At 67.9% G+C, this 21,866-nt stretch carries 19 protein-coding genes; 7 read left to right on the top strand and 12 right to left on the bottom strand.

Translation table 11 applies throughout. The features are described from left to right. Positions 1-145: 145 nt before the first annotated feature. Positions 146-1,750 (top strand): acyl-CoA carboxylase subunit beta, encoded by a 1,605-nt coding sequence (locus E3O06_RS14450; RefSeq protein WP_134504079.1) that lies wholly within the window; start codon positions 146-148, stop codon positions 1,748-1,750. Beyond that, positions 1,750-1,980 carry an acyl-CoA carboxylase subunit epsilon gene (locus E3O06_RS14445; protein WP_134504078.1) on the top strand — a complete coding sequence of 77 codons (231 nt, stop codon included), beginning with the start codon at positions 1,750-1,752 and terminating at the stop codon, positions 1,978-1,980. Before E3O06_RS14450 ends, E3O06_RS14445 begins: the two co-directional genes overlap by 1 nt. Before the next feature lie 479 nt (positions 1,981-2,459). Here E3O06_RS14445 and E3O06_RS14440 read toward each other — a convergent pair whose 3' ends face one another. From E3O06_RS14440 to E3O06_RS14425, 4 genes are read right to left on the bottom strand one after another with little or no spacing between them, the layout of a single operon-like run. Beyond that, on the bottom strand, positions 2,460-3,509 hold the full coding sequence (locus tag E3O06_RS14440) for a hypothetical protein (RefSeq protein ID WP_134504077.1): 1,050 nt from the start codon (positions 3,507-3,509) through the stop codon (positions 2,460-2,462). Then, entirely contained in the window at positions 3,506-4,861 is a 1,356-nt protein-coding gene (locus E3O06_RS14435) for a sensor histidine kinase (protein ID WP_134504076.1), read from the bottom strand. Before E3O06_RS14435 ends, E3O06_RS14440 begins: the two co-directional genes overlap by 4 nt. After that, positions 4,854-5,561: a response regulator transcription factor gene (locus tag E3O06_RS14430; protein ID WP_134504075.1), complete on the bottom strand. Its 708-nt coding sequence runs from the start codon at positions 5,559-5,561 to the stop codon at positions 4,854-4,856. The genes E3O06_RS14435 and E3O06_RS14430 overlap by 8 nt, the downstream gene beginning before the upstream one ends. A 37-nt stretch (positions 5,562-5,598) precedes the next feature. Beyond that, a complete protein-coding gene (locus E3O06_RS14425) occupies positions 5,599-6,915 on the bottom strand; it encodes a class I SAM-dependent RNA methyltransferase (RefSeq protein ID WP_134504074.1) in 1,317 nt (438 codons plus the stop codon). Between the two features lie 101 nt (positions 6,916-7,016). Here E3O06_RS14425 and E3O06_RS14420 point away from each other — a divergent pair, with 101 nt between their 5' ends. Both E3O06_RS14420 and E3O06_RS14415 read left to right on the top strand, forming a co-directional pair. Further along, on the top strand, positions 7,017-7,667 hold the full coding sequence (locus tag E3O06_RS14420; protein ID WP_134504073.1) for a Maf family protein: 651 nt from the start codon (positions 7,017-7,019) through the stop codon (positions 7,665-7,667). An 85-nt stretch (positions 7,668-7,752) separates the two neighbouring features. Beyond that, positions 7,753-9,525 (top strand): acetyl/propionyl/methylcrotonyl-CoA carboxylase subunit alpha, encoded by a 1,773-nt coding sequence (locus E3O06_RS14415; RefSeq protein ID WP_134504072.1) that lies wholly within the window; start codon positions 7,753-7,755, stop codon positions 9,523-9,525. A 61-nt stretch (positions 9,526-9,586) separates the two neighbouring features. Here E3O06_RS14415 and E3O06_RS14410 read toward each other — a convergent pair whose 3' ends face one another. Next, positions 9,587-11,023 (bottom strand): NAD(P)H-quinone dehydrogenase, encoded by a 1,437-nt coding sequence (locus E3O06_RS14410; protein WP_134504071.1) that lies wholly within the window; start codon positions 11,021-11,023, stop codon positions 9,587-9,589. A gap of 182 nt (positions 11,024-11,205) precedes the next feature. On the opposite strand from E3O06_RS14410, the gene E3O06_RS14405 reads away from it, so the two are divergent. Both E3O06_RS14405 and E3O06_RS14400 read left to right on the top strand, forming a co-directional pair. Continuing rightward, positions 11,206-12,039 (top strand): purine-nucleoside phosphorylase, encoded by an 834-nt coding sequence (locus tag E3O06_RS14405; protein ID WP_134504070.1) that lies wholly within the window; start codon positions 11,206-11,208, stop codon positions 12,037-12,039. Between the two features lie 344 nt (positions 12,040-12,383). Continuing rightward, entirely contained in the window at positions 12,384-14,069 is a 1,686-nt protein-coding gene (locus tag E3O06_RS14400; RefSeq protein WP_134504097.1) for a phospho-sugar mutase, read from the top strand. A 131-nt stretch (positions 14,070-14,200) separates the two neighbouring features. Here E3O06_RS14400 and E3O06_RS14395 read toward each other — a convergent pair whose 3' ends face one another. The 5 genes from E3O06_RS14395 to E3O06_RS14375 form a co-directional block, all read right to left on the bottom strand. Continuing rightward, positions 14,201-14,911, bottom strand: a complete 711-nt coding sequence (locus tag E3O06_RS14395; RefSeq protein WP_134504069.1) for a DUF1345 domain-containing protein — start codon at positions 14,909-14,911, stop codon at positions 14,201-14,203. Positions 14,912-15,040: 129 nt separating this feature from the next. Next, positions 15,041-16,093, bottom strand: a complete 1,053-nt coding sequence (locus E3O06_RS14390; protein ID WP_134504068.1) for an NAD(P)-dependent alcohol dehydrogenase — start codon at positions 16,091-16,093, stop codon at positions 15,041-15,043. Between the two features lie 190 nt (positions 16,094-16,283). Beyond that, positions 16,284-16,559 (bottom strand): PTS sugar transporter subunit IIB, encoded by a 276-nt coding sequence (locus tag E3O06_RS14385; RefSeq protein WP_134504067.1) that lies wholly within the window; start codon positions 16,557-16,559, stop codon positions 16,284-16,286. 19 nt (positions 16,560-16,578) lie between these two features. Then, on the bottom strand, positions 16,579-17,034 hold the full coding sequence (locus tag E3O06_RS14380) for a PTS sugar transporter subunit IIA (RefSeq protein ID WP_134504066.1): 456 nt from the start codon (positions 17,032-17,034) through the stop codon (positions 16,579-16,581). Positions 17,035-17,078: 44 nt separating this feature from the next. After that, a complete protein-coding gene (locus tag E3O06_RS14375; RefSeq protein WP_134504065.1) occupies positions 17,079-18,197 on the bottom strand; it encodes an adenosine deaminase in 1,119 nt (372 codons plus the stop codon). Between the two features lie 232 nt (positions 18,198-18,429). On the opposite strand from E3O06_RS14375, the gene uriH reads away from it, so the two are divergent. Further along, on the top strand, positions 18,430-19,380 hold the full coding sequence (uriH, locus tag E3O06_RS14370) for a uridine-preferring nucleoside hydrolase UriH (RefSeq protein ID WP_134504064.1): 951 nt from the start codon (positions 18,430-18,432) through the stop codon (positions 19,378-19,380). 137 nt (positions 19,381-19,517) lie between these two features. Here uriH and E3O06_RS14365 read toward each other — a convergent pair whose 3' ends face one another. Both E3O06_RS14365 and E3O06_RS14360 read right to left on the bottom strand, forming a co-directional pair. Further along, positions 19,518-20,219 (bottom strand): IclR family transcriptional regulator, encoded by a 702-nt coding sequence (locus E3O06_RS14365; protein ID WP_174843238.1) that lies wholly within the window; start codon positions 20,217-20,219, stop codon positions 19,518-19,520. Continuing rightward, positions 20,216-21,760 (bottom strand): APC family permease, encoded by a 1,545-nt coding sequence (locus E3O06_RS14360; protein ID WP_134504063.1) that lies wholly within the window; start codon positions 21,758-21,760, stop codon positions 20,216-20,218. Before E3O06_RS14360 ends, E3O06_RS14365 begins: the two co-directional genes overlap by 4 nt. Positions 21,761-21,866 lie beyond the last annotated feature (106 nt).

Below are 21,866 nucleotides of genomic sequence, written 5' to 3'. Positions count from 1 at the left end.
GAGCAAATTGCAGGAGTTATGAACGGGGACGCTTGGATTCGGCCGGCTGATGGAGGCCGGAAGGGGGAAACGTGCAGGTTTGGCCGCAAAAGTTGTGGAACATCGTCAACGGGGCGCGGTCGGGGGGTGCCGGTAGAGTGAAACGGTGACTGACAAGACGCCCGCCGCGGCACCCGACCTGTATACGACGGCGGGAAAACTCGCCGACCTCAAGCTGCGTTATCACGAGGCCGTGACCGCCAGCGGGGCTACCGCAACCTCGAAGCAGCACGCCAAGGGCAAGATGACCGCCCGCGAGCGCGTCGACCTGCTGCTCGACCAGGGTTCCTTCGTGGAGCTGGACGAGTTCGTGCGGCACCGCACCGTGGCGTTCGGCATGGAGAAGAAGCGGCCGTACGGCGACGCTGTCGTCACCGGCACCGGCACCATCCACGGCCGCCAGGTGGCCGTGTACTCGCAGGACTTCACCATCTTCGGCGGTTCGCTCGGTGAGGTCGCCGGCGAGAAGATCATCAAGGTGATGGATCTGGCGCTGAAGACCGGCGTTCCGATCATCGGCATTCTCGACTCCGGCGGAGCGCGCATTCAGGAGGGCGTCGTAGCCCTCGGCAAGTACGGCGAGATCTTTCGCCGCAACACGGCCGCATCCGGCGTCATCCCGCAGATCTCGATCATCTGCGGCCCGGCCGCCGGCGGCGCGGTCTACTCCCCCGCACTGACCGACTTCGTGATCATGGTCGACAAGACCAGCCAGATGTTCGTCACCGGCCCCGACGTGATCAAGACCGTCACCGGCGAAGACGTCGGCATGGAAGAGCTCGGCGGTGCCCTCACCCACAACAAGATCTCCGGTGTCTCGCACTACCTCGCGAGCGATGAACCCGACGCGCTCGACTTCGCCCGCGCCCTGCTCAGCTACCTGCCCGACAACAACCTGGCCGAACTGCCGGTGTTCGACAGCGAGGTAGAACTCGAAACAACGGATGCCGACCGTCGCCTCAACACGATCATCCCCGATTCGCCCAACCAGCCCTATGACGTGAAAACGGTCATCGAGCACATCGTCGATCACGGCGAGTTCCTCGAGACGCAGCCGTTGTACGCGCCGAACATCGTCGTCGGGTTCGCCCGGGTCGAGGGTCGCTCGATCGGGATCGTCGCCAACCAGCCCAACGCCATGGCCGGCACGCTCAACATCGAGGCCGGCGAGAAGGCCTCACGGTTCGTGCGGTTCTGCGACGCGTTCTCCATTCCTATTCTCACCCTGGTCGACGTGCCCGGCTTTCTGCCCGGCACCGACCAGGAATGGACCGGCATCATCCGTCGTGGCGCCAAGCTGCTCTACGCCTACGCCGAAGCGACCGTGCCGCTCGTCACGGTCATTCTGCGCAAGGCCTACGGCGGCGCGTACATCGTGATGGGATCCAAGCAGCTCGGCGCCGACACCAACCTGGCCTGGCCGACCGCGGAGATCGCCGTCATGGGCGGCCAGGGCGCCGTGAACATTCTCTACCGCGCCGAGATCAAGGCGGCCGAGCTGGCCGGCGAAGACGTCGCCGCCGTGCGCACCCGCCTCGCCAACGAGTACACCTACAACGTGGCGAGCCCCTTTCTCGCTGCGGAACGCGGGGAGCTCGACGGCATCATCGAACCGGCAGCCACGCGGGTGTCGGTTGTCAAGGCGCTGCGGGCGCTGCGCACCAAGCGGGCTTCGCTGCCCGCCAAGAAGCACGGGAACATCCCGCTCTAATGTCGAAGAGCTCAGAATTCGATCCGTCCGAGCTGGTTTTCGTGACCACTCAGGTGAGTGACACCGAAGTGTCGGCGGTGAGCGCTGTCATCCGTGGTCTGTTGCGGGAGGAATCCGACGAGCGTCGGGCCGCGCCGGAACTGGGCCAGAGCGCCTGGCAGCAGAACCAGCGCCCGATTCGGAGGCCGGTGCACCCCGGCGCCGGCCGCTGGCGCGGCTTCACCGGCTAGCGCCCCCCTGCTTTTTGAACCGGGCCCGGGCCCGGAAACTGGGCCCATGATCTATCGTGGTCCCAGTTCTCCAAGGTGGGCCCGGAACAGACGAAGACGACGTAAGGTGGGCCCAGGTTCATAAGGTGGACCTGCTTTCCGGGCCCGGGCCCGGTCAAGTATGAACGGGCGCAACCACCGGCATGTCTGTCCTCCTAAATGCCGACTGTGCGGGCCATTGCGGTGGTACAGACTTGAAGTGCTCGGTGACGCTCCTTGAGTTTCACCACCAATCATTCGCTGACTAGGGTAAGCGAGCGAATGTGTTGGGGGCGAGAACGGATGGCATTCGGGTTGTCGTCCTTTCTCGAATAGTCGTTAGGGGATCAGCTTCGGCTGGTCCCCTTTCGCGTTGGTCCCGGCGCGTCACGCAAACCTCGAGGGGCACGCAACTTTAGGCACGCATCGTTGGCCACGCGCATCGCAGTGCACGCGCACCCCTAGACGGAGACGGCGGGCACGACCTGCCGGGGAATTTCCATCCACAGGTCGACTTCTTCCTCGCCGGAGGAGTCCGGCCCCAGAGCGCTCACCGCCGGGTCGGGACTGCTCAGGCCCACCACGGTCACCGCGATGGTCGCGCTATCGGCCGACGTGCGGGCGATGATCTTGTCGGCGCTCGTGCGACCGATGGCGGTCGCGAGGGCGTTCAGTACGATCTCCAGGTCGGAGCCGCTGAGGTCGTCGATGCCGCCTTCGTCGAGCAGGGTGACACTGGCACCGCGCCGTCTGGCGGCCATGACCTGCTCACGCACCGCGTGGTTGAGCAGTCGCCGCCCGCGAATCTCATCGCGGATGGCCGCTTCGAGCAACCGGCACTCCTGGCGGTCCAGCGCACTGAGATCGCCGTTGCTGTCACTGATCCGTCGCAGCATGGGCATGGCCAGGCGCATGGTCTGGGTCAGCCGCACCTGGCGCTCGTAGAGGTGGGCTTCCTGGGCGGCGTGCCATCCGCTCGCCTCACGCTCGGCCTGCGCAAACTGGCGGGCATCCCGGCTGGCCTTCACGAGCGCCCGCGACAGCAGCGCGGCGGCCACCACCCAGACAACGCTGCCGATCACGCCCATGTGCCCGAGCTCGCCGACCCCGGCCCAGATCACGCTGTGCGCCACGAGGGCCCCGACTCCCAGCAGAGCCAACTGCGGGCGCTTGCGGGTGGCCGTGATCGTCATGAGCGTGCCGACGGCGGCGACGTACCAGGTGGCGTAGCCGAGATCGCCGGATGAGCCGTCGAGCTGGCTGCCCACGATCAGCGGAATCGCCACCGAGACCGCCACGTTGAACAGGGCCAGCGGCAGCGACATGCGCATTGGGCCGTCGGGCCACAGGCTCGCGACCGTCGCCACCACGTACAGCCCCATGGCTACCAGGATCGGCATCGAAGAGGCCGTTTCGTTGATGGAATACAGGCCGAGCAGCACGTGGTAGCCCGAGAAGCAGGCCGCCACGATGAGAGTCAGGGTACGGGAGACGACCACGACACCGGTCATGATCGGGCACCCCCGTCGAGGTGGGCGAGCGCAGCCGCCTCGTCATCGCTCTCGGGCCGCGGCCAGGAGAGGGTGATGGTCGTGCCGTGGCCGGGGCTCGTGCGCAGCTCGGCCACGCCGCCAGCGGTGGCGACCCGGTCCTGAATGGAGACCCGCAAGCCCAGACGGGCACTGGCGACGCTGGAAACGTCGAAGCCGCGGCCGCTGTCGCTGACGCAGATGGTGCATCCGTTCTGGTCGTTGCCGTCGATGGTGACGCGGCGCGATGGGGCTGGGCCGGCGTGCTGCACGCTGTTGACCATGGCCTGCACGCTGGCCGAGTACAGCGCCTCGGCGGCGTGCTCCGGGATGCTGAGGCCGTCGATGTTCAGCTCCGTCACGGTGAACAGGCCGGTCTCGGTCGCCGCGGCGCGCAGGCGCGCGGCGAGCTTGCTGACGGCGACCGATGCATCGTCGAGGCTGCGTTCCCCGCTGGCCTCCTGCAAGCGGATGATGGCGCTGCGAGCCATCGCCGCCGCCAGTTCCGCGCCCTTGGCGCTGTGCACGCCCGCGGCGGAGAGGAGCGTCGCGAGCACACTGTCGTGCACGATGGAGTCGACTTCGACCCGTTCCACTTCCGTGGCGTGGTGCCGCACCGCCACGGAGTATTTGGCGAGCGCGTTGGACTGGGCGGTGTCGACCGTGGCCGTGGCCGCGCGCAGCACGTAGATGATGATGAGCACGACACCGCCGAGCAGCATGGCGTAGCAGGTGTCGAGTACGGCGAGCAGGTTCTCGGCCTCACCGCCGGAGGGCAGCACCCGCACCAGCCCGAAGGCGATCGGCGCGACCACGGTGTAGGCGGCCGCCCAGAACAGGGGCAGGGCGATAGCAGCACAGGAGGTGGCGACCGTGCACAGGTACCACAGCCACGGCTTGCTCGAGAGCACGAGGGTGGGATCGATCATGACCAGCGGCCAGATCAGGAGTGCGATCAGGTAGATGACGCTCACCACGGCGGCTGAGCTGCGAATGCCGCGGCGCAGGAAAGTCGCGACGACGAACACCAGGATCGACAGGCCGAGCAGCCCGGCGAGAGGGATGGCCGCCTCGGTCTTGCGGCTGGAGAGCTGTTCGAGCATGAGCGGCAGGGTCTGCACGGCGAAGATCACCGCGACGCCGGCCACCGATCGGGACAGCACGATTTCGATCTGTGCGTGGCTGATCGGGTTGCGCGGCTGCCGGGCGCGACCGAACAGGCTGCTCTGAACGTCGAGGTCCTCGGTGACCACGGCGTTGAACGGCTGCGTTCGGGTCGAGACCAGGGTGCTCGTGGAGTGTCGGTCGCCCACCCGGGCGGCCCGTTTAGACACCGCGGTCGGCTTCGGTGGCGTCGAGCCCTGGCAGGATTCCGTCTTCGACGGCACGACGCAGCAGGTCTACCTTGGTCGGCGCCGGGCGCCCGACCTCGACGTACTTCACCCGAATACGATCAAGGTATTCCCGGGCAGTGGAGTGCGCGATACCGAGCTGCATGGCGACCATCTTCAGCGGCAAGCCCGAGGCGTAGAGGTGCAGCACGTCGCGTTCGCGGCGGCCGAGCTGCGCCTTGGCGAAGTCCCGGTCGGCGTCGATAGCGGTGGCCCACTCGAGATTGTTGAGCACGTCGCCGCGGGCGACCGAGGCGACGGCGGCCATCACCGTGGTGGTCGGTGACGATTTGGGGATGACGCCGGCCGCTCCGGCGGCAAGCGCCTCACGCACCGAGGCGACCCGGTCGGCGATGCTGTGCACGAGCACGGCGGAACCGGTGCTCGCCACCAGGTGCACGTTGTCGGTCACGAGTGACCCGTCACCGAGCGACAGGTCGAGCACGATCACGTCGCACTGGCGCCCGGCGAGGCCGTCGACCAGGGCCTGCGCGGTGGCCGCCGCGAACAGCACCTCGTAGCCGGCGTTCTCGCAGGCGGCCTGCAAGCCCAGCCGCACCGACTCGTGGTCGTCGACGATGCCGACGCGAACAGGAATCCGGTTGGCGGTGGATGGTGCGGGATCGGTTAGTTCGTGACTCACGGTATGGCTGCCTTCGGTTGTCTAATCTCAACGATAGCTATTTGCAGAGCAGTGCGACGGCTTCGACGTGGTGCGTATTGGGGAACAGGTCGAAGGCGCGCAGGGTCTTCAGCTCGTAGCCCTGCTTCGCAAACAACGCGACATCGCGGGCGAGCGCCACCGGGTCGCAGGCCACGTAGACGATTTGCTTCGGTGCGAGGGCGACCAGCTGGTCGACGACGGCTTTGCCGGCGCCGGAGCGCGGCGGGTCGAGCACGACGGTCGCTGCGGCGAGGCGGGCGCGCTCCGCGGCATCCGCTTCGCGCAGCAGACGCTGCAGAAAGCGGTCGACGCGGTCGGCTTCGGCGGTGGCGCCGGCCCATTCCTTGAGGTTGCGGGCGGCGAAGGCGACCGCTTCCGGGTCGCTCTCCACCGAGGTGATGCGGGTGGACTGGCCGAATTTGTCGCCGACGGCCGCCGCGAGCAGACCGACGCCGCCGTAGAGGTCGAGGTTGGAGGCGCGCGGGTCGAAGGTGGCCGGATCGATGATGTTCTGCACGGCGTGGTACAGCGTGTCGGCGGCCATCGAGTGCACCTGCCAGAATCCGGAGCGGTCGAGTTCGAACTCGCGGTCGGCGACGATCTCGTGGATCAGGCCGTGCGGCACCCGTTTGGGCTTGCCGTTGGCATCCTTGGCCGAGACGAGCACCTGCACGTCGCCCTTGCTCGGCGCGACCAGATCGATTTTCGCCGCATTGTGAAACAGGGTATCGAGAGGGGCGCGCAGTTCGAGCTCGTGCTCGGCGAGCGGCAGGTCGTCGACGGGAATGACCCGGTGGCTGCGCGCGGCGTACGGGCCGATGGTTCCGTCAGCTGCCACGTGCAGGCTCACCCTGGTGCGCCATCCGGTGCCGTCCATCGCGTCGCCGGGGCTGGCCTTGGCGCTGACCGCGACCGGCTCCACCACGACATCACTGTCGATCCCGGCCATGCGTGCCAGCGCGTCGGCGAGAACCTGGCGCTTGAGTTCGCGCTGGAAGCCGAGCTCGATGTGGCCGAATTCGGCACCGCCGGCGCGGTCTTCGGGGGCGCGTTCAACGGATGCCGCGCTCCAGATATGCGGCTGGCGTTCGGTTGCGGCGTCGAGCACGGCGACGGTTTCGGCGCGCCAGAAGCTCTTGTGGTTGGCCTCGGTGAGGCGGGCACGCACTCGCTCACCCGGCAGGGTGTCGCTGACGAAGATGACGCGGCCCTCGTGGCGGGCGACGAAGATTCCGCCGTGGGCGACGTTGGTGATGTCCAGCTCAAGCTCGTCGCCGACCGTCGCAGACGAGGTCGGGGCGGGGGTAGCGGGCTGGTGACTCGTGTTGCTCATCTAACGATGATCCCACACCCCCTCGCCGGTCGTTGTTACGCACCCGAATGGCCCAGTCGGCCTGCTTGAATGGATGCTCCCCCTCAACTTGAAAGGACCGCATGCGTCTCTATCTGGCTTCCACGTCTCCGGCCCGCCTCGCCCTGCTGCGCGCAGCCGGCATCGAGCCGGTGCTGATCAACCCCGACGTCGACGAGGCGCGGGTCGTCACCGAGACCGAGACGGCCCGCGGCGCTGCACTCGAGCCGCGGGTTCTCGTGGAGCTGCTGGCGCGTGCGAAAGCGGAGGCGGCGGCATCCGCTCGGCTGGACGCGCCTGTGAACGGTCTGCTGCTCGGCGGCGACTCGGTGTTCGTGCTGGACGGCGTGATCTACGGCAAGCCGCACACAGCGGATGCCGCGCGCGAGCGCTGGGAGCGCCAACGTGGGCGCACCGGCACGCTGTACTCGGGGCACTGGCTGATCGAGATCGCCGACGGCGTGCCCGGGCGGTCGATCGGCGCGGTCGCGGTGGCCGAGGTGACCTTTGCCGACGACCTCGACGACGCCGAACTCGACGCCTATATAGCAACCGGTGAGCCGCTGTTCGTGGCGGGCGCCTTCACGATCGACAGCCTCGGCGCTCCCTTTATCACGAGCATCGTCGGTGACCCCTCGACCGTGGTGGGGCTGTCGCTGCCGACGCTGCGGCGGCTGGTGCGCACCCTCGGACACGAGTGGCCGACCCTGTGGAATCGCCCGGGAGCGCTGTAATTGTAGGCATCCGCAAGAATCTGCCGGGTCTTTTTGTCGGAGAGAACCAAAAGGGATGTGGCGGTGGGCAATAGGCTAAGTGATTGTGTCACTCATAACGAAGGTCCTCATCGCCAACCGAGGCGAGATCGCCGTTCGGGTCATCCGTGCCGCGAAAGACAGTGGAATTCTCTCTGTCGCCGTCTACGCCGACCAGGATCGCGACTCTCTGCACGCCCGTCTCGCTGACGAGGCGTACGGCCTCGACGGCACCAGCGGCGCCGAAACCTACCTCGTCATCGACAAGATCCTGTCGATCGCCAGGCGAAGCGGCGCTGACGCCGTGCACCCCGGCTACGGCTTTCTGGCCGAGAACGCCGACTTCGCCCGCGCCGTGATCGACGCAGGCCTCATCTGGATCGGGCCGTCGCCCGAAGCGATCGAGCAGCTCGGCGACAAGGTCTCCGCCCGTAAAATCGCCGAAAAGGTCAACGCCCCGATGGCGCCGGGCACCCTGAACCCCTGCACCGACGCAGCCGAGGTGCTCGCCTTCGTCGACGTGCACGGCCTGCCCGTGGCCATCAAAGCCGCCTTCGGTGGCGGCGGACGCGGCCTCAAGGTTGCTCGCACCCGCGACGAGGTCGCCGAGATGTTCGATTCCGCCACTCGCGAGGCCATCACCGCCTTCGGTCGCGGCGAATGCTTCGTCGAAAAATACCTCGACTCCCCCCGCCACGTCGAAACCCAGTGCCTCGCCGACAAGTTCGGCAACGTCGTCGTCGTGTCGACCCGCGACTGTTCGCTGCAGCGCCGACACCAGAAGCTCGTCGAAGAAGCACCGGCTCCCTTTCTCACCGAAGCGCAGACGACCGAGATGTATCGCGCCTCCAAGGCCATTCTGAAAGAGGTCGGCTACCTCGGCGCCGGCACCTGCGAATTTCTCATCGGCCAGGACGGAACCGTCTCGTTCCTCGAGGTCAACACCCGCCTGCAGGTCGAGCACACCGTCTCCGAAGAGGTCACCGGCATCGACCTGGTGCGCGAACAGTTCCGCCTCGCCGAGGGTGGCGAGCTGACCTACGGTGACCCCGTCGCATCCGCTCACTCCTTTGAATTTCGCATCAACGGAGAGGATGCCGGCCGTGGCTTCCTGCCCGCGCCCGGCCCGGTACACGTGTTCAAGCCCGCGGGCGGCCCCGGCGTGCGCGTCGACACCGGTGTGCAGTCCGGCGATGTGATCAGCGGATCGTTCGACTCGCTCATCGCCAAGCTCATCGTCACCGGCGCGACCCGCGAAGAGGCCCTCGAGCGTTCGCGCCGCGCCCTCGACGAATTCGAGGTCGCTGGCCTGCCGACCGTGCTGCCCTTCCACCGCAAGGTCGTGCGCGACCCCGCCTTCGCACCGACCGACGGCAAGCCCTTCACCGTCTTCACCCGCTGGATCGAGACCGAGTTCGAGAACGACATCGAACCGTGGAGCGGCAGCATGGAAGACGCCGCCGGCCCGCAGAAACGCCACAGCATCGTCGTCGAGGTAGAAGGACGTCGCATCGAAGTGACCCTGCCCACCCGGCTGCTGCCCGGCGGCGCGAGCGCCCGCTCGGTCGGCCCGGCCCCCAAGCGTCGCGGCGGGCTGCACGCCGTCGACACTGCCACCGGAGACGCCATCAAGGCGCCCATGCAGGCGACCATCGTGAAGCTGCTCGTCGCCGAGGGGGACACGGTTGTCAAGGGTGATCTGCTGCTCGTGCTCGAGGCCATGAAGATGGAGCAGCCGCTCGTCGCTCACCGCGACGGCACGGTCGGCAACGTAGCGGCCGTCGTCGGCGAGACGGTCTCCTCCGGCAGCGTGCTGTTGACGGTCTCCGACGCCGCCTAGCTCTCCGGTAGGCCGCTGGCTTTCGAGGTAGGCCCGGGAACTGGAAGCGGGAATTACGGGACTAGAGGACGACGTGCATGGCGCGCGCGGCATCCGTTATGGAGCCGGTGAGCGAGGGGTAGACCGGGAAGGTACGGGCGACCTCGTCGACCGTGAGCCGGTGTTCGACCGCCAGGGCGAGCGGGAAGATGAGCTCGCTGGCCTTCGGGGCCACGATGACGCCGCCGATGACCGTGCCGCTGCCGGTGCGGGCGAACAGCTTGACGAAGCCGTCCTTGATTCCCATCATCTTGGCCCGCGGGTTTTGCGACAGGGGCAGCTTGTAGATCTCGCCCTGGGCGAGTCCGTCTTCGATCTGCTTCTGGGTGTACCCGACGGTCGCGATCTCGGGCTGAGTGAAAATGTTCGCGGCCACGTTGCGAATCTCGATCGGGTTGACGGTGTCGCCCATCGCGTGGAAGACCGCGGTGCGTCCCATCATGGAGGCCACGGATGCCAGCGGAATCTCGGTCGTGCAGTCGCCGGCCGCGTAGATGTTCGGAATCGAGGTGCGGGCGACCCGGTTGACCTGGATGTGTCCGGAGTCGGTGATCTGCACGCCGGCCTGCTCGAGCCCGATGTTGGCGGTGTTCGGAATGGAACCGACGGCGATGAGGCAGTGGCTGCCCTCGACCGTGCGTCCGTCTGCGAGGGTTGCCACCACGCCGGTCTTGGTGCGTTCGACCGAGGAGGCCCGCGATTTGGAGAGCACGGTCATGCCGTTGCGCTTGAAGACGTTCTCGATCACGTTGGCGGCGTCGGCGTCTTCACCGGGCAGAACCTGGTCCCGGCTGGAGATGAGGGTGACCTTCGCGCCGAGGGCGCGGTAGGCCGAGGCGAACTCGGCGCCGGTGACACCAGAACCGACCACGATGAGGTGCTCGGGAATAGCCTTGAGGTTGTAGAGCTGGGTCCAGGTGAGGATGCGCTCGCCGTCGGGCATCGCCGACGCCAGCACGCGCGGGCTGGCTCCCACCGAGACGACGAGGGTGTCGGCGTCGATGCGGTCGAAGTCGGTGGCCGTCGCGTCGCCCGAGGTCGCAACGATGATGCCGGTGGTGCCGTCGAGACGTCCGTGGCCCTGCACGAAGCGCACACCGGCGCGAATGAGAGTGGCCTTCATATCTTCGGACTGCTGGCGGGCGAGAGCGAGCAGGCGCTTGTTCACGGCGGCCAGGTTGATGGCGACCTCCGGGCGCAGCGGCTTACCGGTCTCGCCGCGCACGAAGAACTGCACACCCAGATCGGTGGCCTCGCCGATCGAGTTCGAGGCTTCGGCCGTGGCGATGAGGGATTTGGAGGGGACGACATCCGTTATCACGGCGGAACCGCCGACCCCGACGCTTTCGATGAGGGTGACATCGGCACCCTGTTGTGCTCCGGCGATGGCCGCTTCGTATCCGCCAGGCCCACCGCCTAATACTGCAATGCGCTGCTTGCGTTCGAACTCATAGGCCATGTAGTCCATTCTCGTGGCCCGCGCAGCTCCCGCAAAACCGCGCGAGTTCCCGTTCGGCCCGTGTTGGGCGTCGAAAAGGGCGAAAACGCACCGAATGGGCGTCCCGGCGCCCGTTCGGCGCGCCGATGAGCAGAATGCGCGCAGAATCTCCATGCCCTCGGCCGGGGTTCTAGAGTAGTGAAATGTTCACGAACGAGATCAACCCGTTAGACGTGCCCGAAACTGATCCGTTCGAGGCGGCACGGTCGGCCGCCGCGGAGATCGCCGGCATCACGGGCGTGCCCCGGCACGACGTCGCCCTCACGCTCGGCAGCGGCTGGGCCAAGGCCGCGGACCTGATCGGCGAGACCACCCACACCGTGAACGCCGCGGACATCACCGGGTTCAGCGCCCCGGCGCTGGCCGGTCACGCGGGCACGCTGCGCTCCATCCTGCTGCCGGGCGGCAAGCGCGCGCTCGTGATCGGCGCCCGCACGCACTACTACGAAGGCCACGGCGTACGCCGGGTCGTGCACAGTGTGCGCACGGCGGCGGCGACCGGAGCGACGACGATGATCCTGACCAACGGGGCCGGCGGCATCCGGGAATCGTGGTCGCCGGGAACCCCGGTGCTGATCAGTGACCACATCAACCTGACTTTTGATTCACCGCTCGAGGGCGCAACCTTCGTCGACCTGACCGACCTGTACTCGCAGCGGCTGCGCGACCTGGCACGCGGCATCGACCCAACCCTCGACGAGGGTGTGTACTGCCAGTTTCGCGGGCCGCAGTACGAGACGCCCGCCGAGGTGCAGATGGCCAAGGCCATCGGCGGCCACATCGTGGGCATGTCGACCGCGCTCGAGGCCATCGCGGCGCGGCAGGCCGGCATGGAGGTGCTGGGCCTGTCGCTCATCACCAACCTCGCCGCCGGCATCCAGAAAACTCCGCTCAGCCACGGCGAAGTCATCGAGGCCGGCGCGCTCGCCGAACCGGTGATCAGCGCCCTCCTCGCCCGGATCGTGGCCGCACTGTGACCGGCCGGGGCGAGCCCGGTTCGGAAGGCGAGCGTCCGGCCGAACGCACCGGCGGCCGCCACTCCGGCCCGCCGGCTTCAGCGCCCGACAGCACAGCGGATGCCGTACCGCGCGTCACCGAATCCGAGGACGCCGACGAGGCCCAGACGCCGACCCGCGCCCTGCCGATCGTTCCGGACAACGCCTCCGACCCCGGTCAGCCCCTCGCACAGAACAACGATGACGACTTCGAACCGACCGTCGCCATTCAGACGATCACGCCCGACAGCGCCGGGGATGACGACCTCGCCACCGCTCCGGTCGCCCAGGAGACCCCGCTCGTTTCGACCGACCGCACCACGACGCTGTTACAGGCAGCCAGGGCCTGGCTCAACCAGGATCCCGACCCGGAGACTCAGGCGCAGCTGCGCACTCTCATCAATGCCGTCGAGGACGGCGACACCGTGGCCCTGTCGAACCTGCACTCGCGCTTCGACACCCGGCTAGCCTTCGGCACGGCCGGGCTGCGCGGCGAAATCTCCGCCGGACCGAACCGCATGAACCGGGTGCTCGTCTCGCAGGCGGCGGCCGGCCTCGCCACCTACCTGCGGCGACGCGCCGCCCCCGGGGTGACACCGTCGGTCGTGATCGGCTACGACGGACGCAAGAATTCCCACGTTTTCGCGACCGACACGGCGGCGATCATGGCGGGCGCGGGGGTGCGCGCCATCCTCTTGCCGCGGTTGCTGCCGACGCCGGTGCTGGCCTTCGCGGTGCGACACCTCGACGCGAGCTGCGGTGTGATGGTGACCGCCTCGCACAACCCGCCGAACGACAACGGCTACAAGGTTTATCTGGGCGGCGTGAATAGCGGAGCCCAGATCGTCTCCCCCGACGACAAGGCCATCTCGGACGAGATTCTGCGCGTCGCCGCCGACGAACACGTGCCGCACCTGCCGCGCGGCAGTTACGAGACCGCCGAGGAGGACGTCGTGCTCGCGTATATCGCTGCGACCGCCAGCCTCGCGCACACGCCGCGGGCGCAGGTGAACGCGGTGTACACCGCCATGCACGGCGTCGGCTGGGACACCACCCGCCGGGTGCTCGAGAAGGCCGGATTCGACCTGCCGACCCTGGTCGACGCGCAGATCGCACCCGACGCTGCTTTCCCCACGGTGGCGTTTCCGAACCCGGAAGAGCCCGGCGCCATGGACCTGGCCTACGAGACCGCGCGTGAGGTGGGCGCTGAGCTCATCATCGCCAATGATCCGGATGCCGACCGCCTCGCCGTGGCCATCCCCGACCTGTCCAGCGCGACCGGTTACCGCCGCCTCAGCGGCAACGAGGTCGGCGCTATTCTCGGCTGGCGGGCCGCCGCGCTGGCCGCTTCGCCCGATCTCGACGCCGTTCCCACCGCTGACACCGGCGCGCTCGCGTGTTCGATCGTGTCGTCGCCGGCGCTGCACGCGGTAGCGGATGCCTACGGCCTGCGTTTCACAGAGACCCTCACCGGCTTCAAATGGGTGTCGCGGGTACCCAACCTGATCTACGGCTTCGAAGAGGCGCTGGGCTACCTGGTGAACCCGGAAACCGTGCGCGACAAGGACGGCATCTCGGCCGCCGTCGCGCTGCTCTCGCTCGTGAGCGACCTCAAGTCGGAGGGCACGACCCTCGCCGGCTATCTCGACCGCTTCAGTGAGAAATTCGGACACTACGCCTCGGGCCAGATCTCGGTGCGGGTCAGCGAGCTGTCGACCATTGCGCTCGTGATGACGCGGCTGCGGGAGTCCCCGCCGACCCACGTCGGCCGCATTCGCGTCGACGAGATCGATGACTTTCGCTGGGGGTTCGGCGACCTGCCGCCGAGTGACGTGCTGCGCATCCGCTTGACGGACGGGTCACGCGTCATGGTGCGCCCAAGCGGGACCGAGCCGAAGCTCAAGGTCTACATCGACACCCGCAGCAAGGTCGGCACCCTGGTGGAACGTCGGGCGGCTGCCCAGGCCGCGCTCGACGAGCTCGATCGAGGGATGCGGGCGCTGATCGCGTAGACGGCTGCAGCCGCTTGCTCAGTTCTGGGGGCAACTGTGGACGGGGCCCGGGCCCCGTCCACAGGCCCAGGTTATAAACCGGGCCCACGGCTCGGGCCCGGGCCCCGTCCGCGTCAGTGGCTGCCGCCCGGCTAACCGAGCAGGGAAACCGCCCGGGCGATGACGAGGGCCAGCAGTACGAAACCGCCGAAGGATTCGAGCGCCATGAGTGCCTTGGCCCGCAGCGAGAGCGGCATCGTGTCGGTCGGACTGAACGCCATGGAGTTCGACAGCGAGAAATACACGTAGTCGAAGAACGAGGCGACCCAGCCGATGCGCAGGGAGGAGCGGGCGGCGACCTCCTCGATGGCATCGTGGTCTTCGTCCTGCGGAAAGCGAAAATCAGCCGGGGGAAAGTCCTTGCGGTCGGCATGCCGGCGCGAGACCGGTCCGCCGCGGTCGAGTTCCCAGTAGACGAGGGCGAAGGCGATGACGTTGGTCACCCAGACCTGCAGGGCCGCGAGCAGCAGGGTCGGTCCGTCATCCTTGCCGCCCGAGGTGAGCTGGATCACCAGCTGCACGAGCGCGACCTCGTTGGCCACGACCAGCAGCAGGGCCTGGCCCGTGGCGAGGTACTTCGACCAGCGGGTCTCGCGGTGCAGCCGGTGCGGATTCAGGGCGATGAGTGGAATCAGCAGGGCCAGTCCGATGGCGACGACCGTGTAGCGAAGGCCGGGCAGGAACGTGCTCGGCAGCGTCGCATACAGCGCGAGGGCCACCAGCAGCCCGAGCACGGCCGGCCAGCGATGTTCGGCCCGGGCGCCCTGCTTGACGGTGTCGTTGGGGTCGGCTCTGTCGCTCATGCGCTGAGCATAGGCCCGTGGCGCCGGCGTTCCTGGCTCCCGCGCGCATTGGCGGAGAGTGTGGCGAGCGGATACGGCGACCTACCGATCGCGGCGAGACGCGGCGCAGCGGCCCACCAGGGGAGGCTGCTACCGATCGAGGTGGGGCACGACCACAGCGCGGCCGGTGAGCTCGCCGGCTTCGAGCTTGCGGTACGCCTCGAGGGCGTCTTCCATGGCGAAGAGCTCCACGTCGGGCGTGATCTGCCCGGCTTTGTACATGGCTACGACCTCGTACAGATCCTCGATGGTGCCCCAGTAGGTATTCGTCAGGGTCGACTCGTACGGCGTGGTAAAGAAGGACCACTCGTACTTCCCCCCGGCGATTCCGACGACGGTCAGGCGTGACTTCGTGGCCATGACAGCTGAGGCGAGGGCGATGGTCGGCGCGATCCCCACGAAATCGAAGGCGGCGTCGACGCCGCGGCCGCCGGTGATTTCCCGGATCTGCGCGGCCTGGTCAGGGCCGCTCGGCACCGTAATGGCACCGTTGGCCTGCGCGCGGGTCATGGCATCCGCTTTGGAATCGGTGGCGATGACGGTGGCACCGGTGAGCGCAGTGAGGATCTGCACGGCAATCTGGCCGAGCCCGCCGAGCCCTACGACGAGGGCGAACTTTCCGCCGCCAGTGAGGTTGGGCAGGGAATTCTTGATCGCGTGATAGGGCGTGAGGCCGGCGTCTGACAGGGGCGCGGCCTTGATTGGGTCGGCATCGCCGAGCGGCACCAGATTGCGGGCCGGCACCACAATGTACTCGGCCATGCCGCCATCGCGACCCAGCCCAGACGCCATGTACGGCATCGTGGCAGCATTCGTGCAGTACGTGTCTTCGCCCCGGGAACAGGCCACGCAATGGCCGCAGCCGATCGGCCCGTACACGAGGAAGGCGTCGCCGAGCGCGATGCCCTCGACTCCCGCTCCGAGCTCTTCAGCCCAGCCGGAGTTTTCGTGACCGAGCACATAGCTGGGCGCGAGTTGTGGGGGCGCCGTGGCCGCTTCGAAATCCTTGTACACGGCAACATCTGAGTGGCAAGCGCCCGCACCGGCCACTTTCAGGAGCACTTCACCCGGGCCGGGAGTCGGCTTCTCAATGTCCTTCAGGGTTGGGAAGGTCTTCCAGGCTTCAAATACGACGGCGCGCATGCTCTCTTCTCTCCAGTACCTCAGCCACACGAGTCAGTACGGGTGTGTGCATTTAACCGTACCTCCCGGCGGCTGGACGTCGGCGCTGCGCGCACGGGGCCGCATCCGCTTGCCGGGCCCACCTTATGAACGTGGGCCCATGATCTAGCATGGGCCCGGTTTCCGGGCCCGGGCCCGGAAAGGGTAGGAGCTAGGAACCCAGCGCGATCTCGAGCTTGGCGACGAGTTCGTCGACGTCGAAGTAGTTGTTGATGACGATGACGTCGGCGTTGGTCTGGCCGATCGCCTCAACGAGCTCGGATGAGGTCAGGATGATCTGGGCGTCGGCCGCGGCGGCCCGCACGCCGGCGACATCCGTGGCCTGCACGCTCGCCTCGATGTCGAGGCGGTCCAGGGCGCGCTCGGCGTTGACCTTGAGGATGGCCGAGGTGCCGAGCCCGATGCCGCACATCACGACGATCTTCATGCGCGTACCATCAGCACGGTCATGACAGCTCTTCGGTCTGCCCGAACACGCGCTGCACGAATTCGGCGGTGCTCGCGCCGGCGAGGGCCGGAATCACCGTCGGGTCGTTGAACACGTTGGCGAGTTCGGCGACGAACTGCAGGTGATCGTCGGCGCCGCTTACGGCCAGGCCCACGATCACGCTGACCGGGTCGTTGTGCGGGTGTCCGAAGACGACCGGCTCGGCGAGGGTGACGACGCAGAGTCCGTCGGTGAGAACATCCGCTCCCGGGCGGGCATGCGCGAGCGCCAGGCCGGGAGCGATCACGATGTAGGCGCCGAATTCACGAATCACCTCGATCATACGGTCGGTGTAAGCGGATGTCGCGGCACCGGAACGCACGAGGGCGTCACCGGCCGCCGTGATGGCGGCCGGCCAGTCGGCAGCGTGCGCGCCGATCGTGATGGCGTCGAGCGGAAGATGCGGGAGAGGCATTTTTTCTTTCGGTTGAGCGGGTGGTGCGGGCGATCCGGTCGCGCTCAGGCGTCGCCGAAGCCGGATTCGATGGCTTCGACGAGTTCTTCACGGTCTTCGAGCGGCAGGAACGCGGCGTGGGCGGCGTTGAGCTGGAAGGTCTCGAGGTCGCCGAGGTCGTAGCCGAACGCGTCGGAGAGCAGGGCGAGTTCCTGGGTCAGGGTAGTGTCGCTCATCAGGCGGTTGTCGGTGTTGACGGTGACCTTGAAACCGAGCTGGTAGAGCAGGTCGAACGGGTGGTCGAACAGTTCCTCGCCCCAGGCGGCGACCGCTCCGGTCTGCAGGTTCGAGGACGGGCTCAGTTCGAGCGTGATCTCGCGGTCGCGCACCCACTGGGCGACCGGGCCGAGGGTGACGAAGGTGTTGTCGTCGTCCTGGCGTTCGATGGTGACGTCCTCGGCGAGGCGCACGCCGTGGCCGAGGCGCAGCGCGCGGCCGTCGAACAGGGCGCCGCGAATGCTGTCGAGCCCGTCGGCCTCGCCGGCGTGCACGGTGACCGGCATGAATTCGCGGGCCAGCAGGTCAAAGGCGCCGCGGTGGTTGCCAGCCGGGAAGCCGGCCTCGGCGCCGGCGATGTCGAAGCCGACGACGCCGTCGAAACGGTAGCGCACGGCGAGTTCGGCGATCTCAAGGCTGCGGTTCGCGTGGCGCATCGCGGTGATGAGCTGGCCGATGCGGATGCTGCGGCCGGACTCCTCGACGTTTTCAATGCCGGCTTCGATGCCGTCCTGCACGGCTTCGACGACCTCGTTGAGGGTGAGCCCGCGGGCGAGGTGCTGTTCGGGAGCCCAGCGAATCTCACCGTAGATGACGCCGTCGGCGGCGAGGTCCTCGACGAATTCACGGGCGACCCGGCTGAGGCCCTCGCGGGTCTGCATGACGGCGGTTGTGACGTCAAAGGTCTTGAGATATTCCACGAGCGAACCCGCATTGGACTGGTCGGAGAACCATTCGCCGAGCGCGTCGGCATCCGTTGTGGGAAGCACGAATCCGATGGAGTCGGCCAGTTCGATGATGGACTGCGGGCGCAGGCCGCCGTCGAGGTGGTCGTGCAGCGAAATCTTGGGCAGGGTGTTGATGCTCGTGCCGCCGCCGGGCATGAGGAATTCCTCGATCAAAGTCATACGAACAAGCTCCTCGGTACGGGGGCGGATGTGAACTACAACCGCGCGCCCAGCCTATCGGAGCGGCTCTGGACGGACCATGAGAAACCGCAGGAAGCGGATGCCGCTGCCTCGCGCGCTGCTGCTGCCCGCCCGCGCGCCGGGCCCACCTTCGGCAACGGGGCCCATGATCTATCATGGGCCCGGTTTCCGGGCCCGGGCCCGGAAAGGGGAAGACCACGTACCCTGAACTGTGCCCACCAAAATCATTCTCGACTGTGACCCCGGCCACGACGATGCGATCGCGCTGCTGCTCGCCCATGGCAACCCGAACATCGACCTCGTGGCGGTGACCACCGTGGTGGGCAACCAGACCCTCGCCAAGGTCACCCGCAACGCACTGTCCGTCGCCCGGGTGGCCGGCATCACCGGGGTTCCGTTCGCAGCGGGATGCGCGCGCCCGCTGGTGAGGCCGATCGAGACGGCGCCGTCGATCCACGGCGAGTCCGGGCTCGACGGCCCGGTATTGCCCGAACCGACGCTTCAGCTCGACGAACGGCACGCCGTCGACCTCATCATCGACACGATCATGGCGCACGAGCCGGGCCAGATCACGCTGGTACCGACCGGAGCCCTGACCAACATCGCCCTCGCCGCCCGCAAGGAGCCGCGCATCGTCGATCGGGTCAAGCAGGTCGTGCTGATGGGCGGCGGCTACCACGTGGGAAACTGGTCGGCCACGGCCGAGTTCAACATCGTGATCGACCCCGAAGCGGCGCACATCGTGTTCAACGAGAAGTGGCCGCTGACCATGATCGGCTTGGATCTGACCCACCAGGCCCTCGCCACCCCCGACATTGCCCGGCGCATCGCGGCCGTCGGCACGGCGCCGGCCCGGTTCGTCGGCGAGCTGCTGGCGTTCTTCACCGAGACCTACAAGGATGCCCAGGGGTTCGACTATCCGCCGGTGCACGACCCGTGCGCGGTCGCCTACGTGATCGATCCGAGCGTGATCACCGTGCGCAAGGCGCCGCTCGACGTGGAACTGGCCGGAACCCTCACCCTCGGCATGACCGTCGCCGACTTTCGCGCGCCCGCCCCGGCCGACTGCACCACCCAGGTGGCCGTCGACCTCGACCACGAGAAATTCTGGGCGCTCATCGTCGACGCCCTCGAACGCATCGGCGACCCGCCGCCGGACTAGACGTCCAGGCCAGCACCGGATGCCCACCGCCTCTTCCCGAGATGGCCGGGGCCCCGGCCGCGGGCCCAGTTATAACCTGGGCCCGGGTTCCGGGCCCGGGCCCCGTCCACGGTGGTGGGCGCGCGGGTGCTCCACCGTCAGGCCAGCAGCGGAGCCAGCTCCTCGGCGCCCCGGCGCAACACGGCGACCAGATCGTCGGGGTGTTCGATGCGCTCACGCGGTGCGCACAGGCACAGTCCGGCCACAAGCTGCCCGGCCCGGTCGCGAATCGGTATGGCGATGCAGCCGTAGCCGGCAGTGATTTCGTCGACCTGGCTGGCGTATCCGCTCGCGTGAATCTGCCCGAGCACAGCGGATGCCGCCCCGCGGCTCCGCTCGTTGACCAGCAGCCGTCCCATAGCTGAGGCATCCAGCCGGGCGAGGATCACGGCCCGGTCGCTCGGCGGAAAATCCGGGTCGGGGTCGATCACGCGGAGCCCGTCGTGCTCGTACCGCACCAGATGGATCCCGCCGCGGATCCCGCCTCGCAACCGATCGAGAATGGCCCGCACGGCCTCGGGCGGGCGTGCTGTCGGTGGTGTGACGAGGTTGGCCAACTCGACGACCTTGCGCCCGAGCGCGAAGCCGGAGAGGTCGGGGGTGCGCACGAGATATTCGTCCTGCACGAGCACGTTGAGCAGGCGGTACGCCGTCGCCCGCGGCAGCCCGAGGTTGTCGGAGATCTGCCGGGCGGTGATTCCGGCACCGCACCTGGCGACCTCTTCGAGCACGGTGAGGGCGCTGTGGATCGCCTTGGGCTGCCGGGCATGCAGGCCGGCCGCAGACCCGGCCGCGCTCACGACTCGGCCGCCGGCCGCCCGAGGCGAGGCGGAACATCCGCTTGACGCGACGGGGCGGTGTCGAAGGCATCGACCGCGCCGAGCACGTCCGCGCCGACCGGCACGTCGTAGATGCCCACCATGTGCCGCAGCCACGGGCGTCGCAGGTGCCGCACGAGGTACAGCGTGATTCCCAGGAGCATCACCGCGAGGAATACCCAGACTCCCGGATACCGGTCGGTCGTGCTCTCCGAGACCAGGTAGACCACGAGCACGACGCTCAGCAGCACGGCCGCTGCCCCGGCGCGCATGAGAGGCCAGACGGTGAGTTCGCCGATCCGCTGCAGAAAGACCGGCGCCGCGAGGCAGGCCAGCATGTAGGCGGTGAGGTAGCCGCCGGCGGCGCCGACGATGAGAATTTCCATCGCCCGCCACACACCGCCGCTGATGGCGATCGTGACGATGAGCGCCGCGGTGAGCACGGGAACGGCCACGACCACGGCCACGAACGGCGTGCGGTACCGGGCGTGGGTGCGGCCGAACGCGCTCGGCAGCAGCCCTTCGCGGCCCATCGAGAACAGCACGCGCACGAGCGCGGTGATCGACGCGATGGCGCAGGCCAGAAAGGATGCCGCGATGCTCACGTCGAGCAGGTGGCCGAGCCCACCGATGCCGTAAGCGGCGGCGAGGTCGTTGACCGGCGAGGTGCTCGATGAGATGCCCCGGCCGAGCCCGGCGAATCCGACGACCTGGCTGAACGACGCCACGAGGTAGAGCAGCCCGGCCATGATGACCGTGCGAAAGATCGCCCGCGGGATGGTCGCGAAGGGGCGGCGGGCCTCGACGCCGAGGGTGGACGCGCTTTCAAAACCCACGTAGGCCGTGAGCGCGAGCGCGGCCCCGACCGCGAACGTTGCCGGCGTCGATCCCGCGAGCGACAGCACCGACCAGTCGACGGTCGAGCCGTTCTGATAGAGCAGAGTGCCCACGAGCACCAGGATGATCAGCACCGACACGGATTCGACGAGCAGGGTCACCCGCGTCGACACCCGGATGCCGCGGGCCAGCACGAGCACGCACAGCACCGCCATCGCCACGATCAGCACGCCGGCAGCCAGCGGAGTGCTCAGCGCCGGCCAGCGGTCACCGAGCAGAATCTGCAGGTAGTAGCCGGCCCCGGCGAGCGCGAACATGGAAATGAAGCCGTATCCGACCAGCAGGGCGACGCCCGTGACGAAGGATGCCGTGCGACCGAGTCCCCGAGAGACAAAGGTATACAGCGAGCCGGTCGCGGCGATGCGCTTGGTGAACTGGTTCACGGTCGACGCGACGAGCAGGGCGATCAGCATGCCGCTCGCGAGCGCCCAGACCGGGGCTCCCCCGGCCGAGGCGATCAGCAGCGGAATCGTGGTCGCCGCCGCCGACGGGGCCACCGCCGACACGGATTGCGCGAGCACGTCCAGAAACCCGAGGCTGCGCCGGTCGAGGCCGTCGACCGGCGAACGGTCGGCGAATCCCCACACCGGTTCCGGATGCCGAATCGCTCGCTGCAGTGCGGTCATGCGGCCTCCAGGTAAACGCAGTTAAACGCGCGGCGTCTGCGTTTGCCGAGGCTACCGAGCGTTCGTTGCCGTCCTGATTCGGCAATGTTTCCGGCTCGTGCCGCGC

Origin of the sequence: Cryobacterium glaciale (assembly GCF_004402535.1) — a bacterium.
In the GTDB taxonomy this organism is placed as follows: Bacteria; Actinomycetota; Actinomycetes; order Actinomycetales; family Microbacteriaceae; genus Cryobacterium; species Cryobacterium glaciale.
The sequence above is the reverse complement of the archived record's forward strand: the minus strand, read 5'-3'. Positions and strand labels throughout refer to the sequence as shown.